The sequence below is a fragment of the Planococcus sp. SE5232 genome (genome assembly GCF_050686535.1).
Lineage (GTDB): Bacteria > Bacillota > Bacilli > Bacillales_A > Planococcaceae > Planococcus.
In genome coordinates this window covers 1-3,631 of sequence record NZ_JBOGCP010000012.1, presented here as the reverse complement: position 1 = coordinate 3,631, position 3,631 = coordinate 1, and the positions used below count along the sequence as shown (strand labels likewise).

Here is a 3,631-nt window from a genome sequence, read left to right as displayed (position 1 = left end):
AACTGCCGAACCCGAAGGAGCGGATTTACAGTCCGCCGCGTTTAGCCACTTCGCTACCCCACCGTATAAACTTACGAAAAAACATGGTGGAGGATGACGGGATCGAACCGCCGACCCTCTGCTTGTAAGGCAGATGCTCTCCCAGCTGAGCTAATCCTCCATGAAATTGGTGACCCCTACGGGATTCGAACCCGTGTTACCGCCGTGAAAGGGCGGTGTCTTAACCGCTTGACCAAGGGGCCTTGATTAAAATAAATATGTTTAACTTCCTGCTTAGAAACTCCTAAAAGAAAACAAAAGCTTCCAACCGGATTCGAACCGGTGACCTCTTCCTTACCATGGAAGCACTCTACCTGCTGAGCTATGGAAGCAAGGTAAAAGAATCATTAGGTACAAAAAATAAACATAGAATAGCCCAGCGACGTCCTACTCTCACAGGGGGAGACCCCCAACTACCATCGGCGCAAAAGAGCTTAACTACCGTGTTCGGGATGGGAACGGGTGTGGCCTCTTTGCCATCATCACTGGACTGTTTTTTTGAGCTTGTTCGCTCAAAACTGGATACACGACACCGGAACATGCAAGGATTCCGTACAATTTGTTGGTTAAGTCCTCGATCGATTAGTATTCGTCAGCTGCACGTGTCGCCACGCTTCCACCTCGAACCTATCTACCTCATCGTCTTTGAGGGATCTTACTTGCTTGCGCAATGGGAAATCTCATCTTGAGGGGGGCTTCGTGCTTAGATGCTTTCAGCACTTATCCCGGCCACACATAGCTACCCAGCGATGCCCTTGGCAGAACAACTGGTACACCAGCGGTGTGTCCATCCCGGTCCTCTCGTACTAAGGACAGCTCCTCTCAAATTTCCTGCGCCCGCGACGGATAGGGACCGAACTGTCTCACGACGTTCTGAACCCAGCTCGCGTACCGCTTTAATGGGCGAACAGCCCAACCCTTGGGACCGACTACAGCCCCAGGATGCGATGAGCCGACATCGAGGTGCCAAACCTCCCCGTCGATGTGGACTCTTGGGGGAGATAAGCCTGTTATCCCCGGGGTAGCTTTTATCCGTTGAGCGATGGCCCTTCCATGCGGAACCACCGGATCACTAAGCCCGTCTTTCGACCCTGCTCGACCTGTACGTCTCGCAGTCAAGCTCCCTTCTGCCTTTACACTCTGCGAATGATTTCCAACCATTCTGAGGGAACCTTTGGGCGCCTCCGTTACTCTTTAGGAGGCGACCGCCCCAGTCAAACTGCCCGCCTGACACTGTCTCCCACCCCGATCAGGGGTGTGGGTTAGAATTTCAATACAACCAGGGTAGTATCCCACCGACGCCTCCTCCGAAGCTGGCGCTCCGGGCTCTAAGGCTCCTACCTATCCTGTACAAGTTGCACCAAAATTCAATATCAGGCTACAGTAAAGCTCCACGGGGTCTTTCCGTCCTGTCGCGGGTAACCTGCATCTTCACAGGTACTATAATTTCACCGAGTCTCTCGTTGAGACAGTGCCCAGATCGTTACGCCTTTCGTGCGGGTCGGAACTTACCCGACAAGGAATTTCGCTACCTTAGGACCGTTATAGTTACGGCCGCCGTTTACTGGGGCTTCAGTTCGCACCTTCGCTTGCGCTAAGCACTCCCCTTAACCTTCCAGCACCGGGCAGGCGTCAGCCCCTATACGTCACCTTACGGTTTTGCAGAGACCTGTGTTTTTGCTAAACAGTCGCCTGGGCCTATTCACTGCGGCTCTCTCGGGCTATTCACCCTACCAGAGCACCCCTTCTCCCGAAGTTACGGGGTCATTTTGCCGAGTTCCTTAACGAGAGTTCACTCGCTCACCTTAGAATTCTCTTCTCGCCTACCTGTGTCGGTTTGCGGTACGGGCACCTCCCGCCTCGCTAGAGGCTTTTCTTGGCAGTGTGAAATCAGGGACTCGAGGATAAATCCTCTCGCCGTCACAGCTCAACGTTGCAGGAATGGGATTTGCCTCATTCCACGCCTCACTGCTTGGACGTGCACAACCAACGGCACGCTCTCCTTATCCTTCTGCGTCCCCCCATTGCTCAAACGGCGGGGAGGTGGTACAGGAATATCAACCTGTTGTCCATCGTCTACGCCTATCGGCCTCGACTTAGGTCCCGACTAACCCTGAGCGGACGAGCCTTCCTCAGGAAACCTTGGGCATTCGGTGGACGGGATTCTCACCCGTCTTTCGTTACTCATACCGGCATTCTCACTTCTAAGCGCTCCACCAGTCCTTGCGGTCTGACTTCCACGCCCTTAGAACGCTCTCCTACCACGGACATCTCAGATGTCCATCCACAGCTTCGGTAATCCGTTTAGCCCCGGTACATTTTCGGCGCAGTGTCACTCGACCAGTGAGCTATTACGCACTCTTTAAATGATGGCTGCTTCTAAGCCAACATCCTGGTTGTCTAAGCAACGCCACATCCTTTTCCACTTAACGGATATTTGGGGACCTTAGCTGGTGGTCTGGGCTGTTTCCCTCTTGACTACGGATCTTATCACTCGCAGTCTGACTCCCAAGCATAAATCACTGGCATTCGGAGTTTGTCTGAATTCGGTAACCCGGGATGGGCCCCTAGTCCAAACAGTGCTCTACCTCCAGGATTCTCAATCTTGAGGCTAGCCCTAAAGCTATTTCGGAGAGAACCAGCTATCTCCAGGTTCGATTGGAATTTCTCCGCTACCCACACCTCATCCCCGCACTTTTCAACGTGCGTGGGTTCGGGCCTCCAGTAAGTGTTACCTTACCTTCACCCTGGACATGGGTAGATCACCTGGTTTCGGGTCTACAACTGCATACTCCATCGCCCTATTCAGACTCGCTTTCGCTGCGGCTCCGCCTTCTCAGCTTAACCTTGCATGCAATCGTAACTCGCCGGTTCATTCTACAAAAGGCACGCCATCACCCATGAACGGGCTTTGACTACTTGTAGGCACACGGTTTCAGGATCTATTTCACTCCCCTTCCGGGGTGCTTTTCACCTTTCCCTCACGGTACTGGTTCACTATCGGTCACTAGGAAGTATTTAGCCTTGGGAGATGGTCCTCCCGGATTCCGACGGAATTTCACGTGTTCCGCCGTACTCAGGATCCACTCTGGAGGGGAAGGGTTTTCGGCTACGGGGCTGTTACCCGCTGCGGCGGACCGTTCCAGGTCGCTTCGCCTAATCCTTCCTTTTGTAACTCCGTATAGAGTGTCCTACAACCCCAAGAGGCAAGCCTCTTGGTTTGGGCTGATCCCGTTTCGCTCGCCGCTACTCAGGGAATCGCATTTGCTTTCTCTTCCTCCAGGTACTTAGATGTTTCAGTTCCCTGGGTCTGCCTTCTCATGTGCTATCAATTCACACATGGATACTGCCCGATTAAAGGCAGCGGGTTCCCCCATTCGGAAATCTCCGGATCACAGCTCACTTACAGCTCCCCGAAGCATATCGGTGTTAGTGCCGTCCTTCTTCGGCTCCTAGTGCCAAGGCATCCACCGTGCGCCCTTTCTAACTTAACCAATGGTCAATTAAAAAGTTGTGGCCAGTGGCCACGCGTACATGAATTGCTTGCATATATGTTTCAATGTCGTCATATCCAGTTTTCAAAGAACAAGTT

3 tRNA genes and 2 rRNA genes are annotated in these 3,631 nt (G+C 52.9%); all 5 read right to left on the bottom strand.

Features of this window, described 5'->3' with window-relative positions:
- Positions 1-84: 84 nt before the first annotated feature.
- The 5 genes from ACRC6Q_RS19245 to ACRC6Q_RS19225 all read right to left on the bottom strand — a co-directional run bounded on the left by ACRC6Q_RS19245 (position 85) and on the right by ACRC6Q_RS19225 (position 3,533).
- Positions 85-160, bottom strand: a tRNA-Val gene (locus ACRC6Q_RS19245).
- Positions 161-167: 7 nt separating this feature from the next.
- A tRNA-Glu gene (locus ACRC6Q_RS19240) sits at positions 168-242 on the bottom strand.
- A 56-nt stretch (positions 243-298) separates the two neighbouring features.
- Positions 299-371, bottom strand: a tRNA-Thr gene (locus ACRC6Q_RS19235).
- 42 nt (positions 372-413) lie between these two features.
- Positions 414-529 (bottom strand): 5S ribosomal RNA (gene rrf, locus ACRC6Q_RS19230).
- Between the two features lie 72 nt (positions 530-601).
- Positions 602-3,533 (bottom strand): 23S ribosomal RNA (locus tag ACRC6Q_RS19225).
- Between the last annotated feature and the right edge of the window lie 98 nt (positions 3,534-3,631).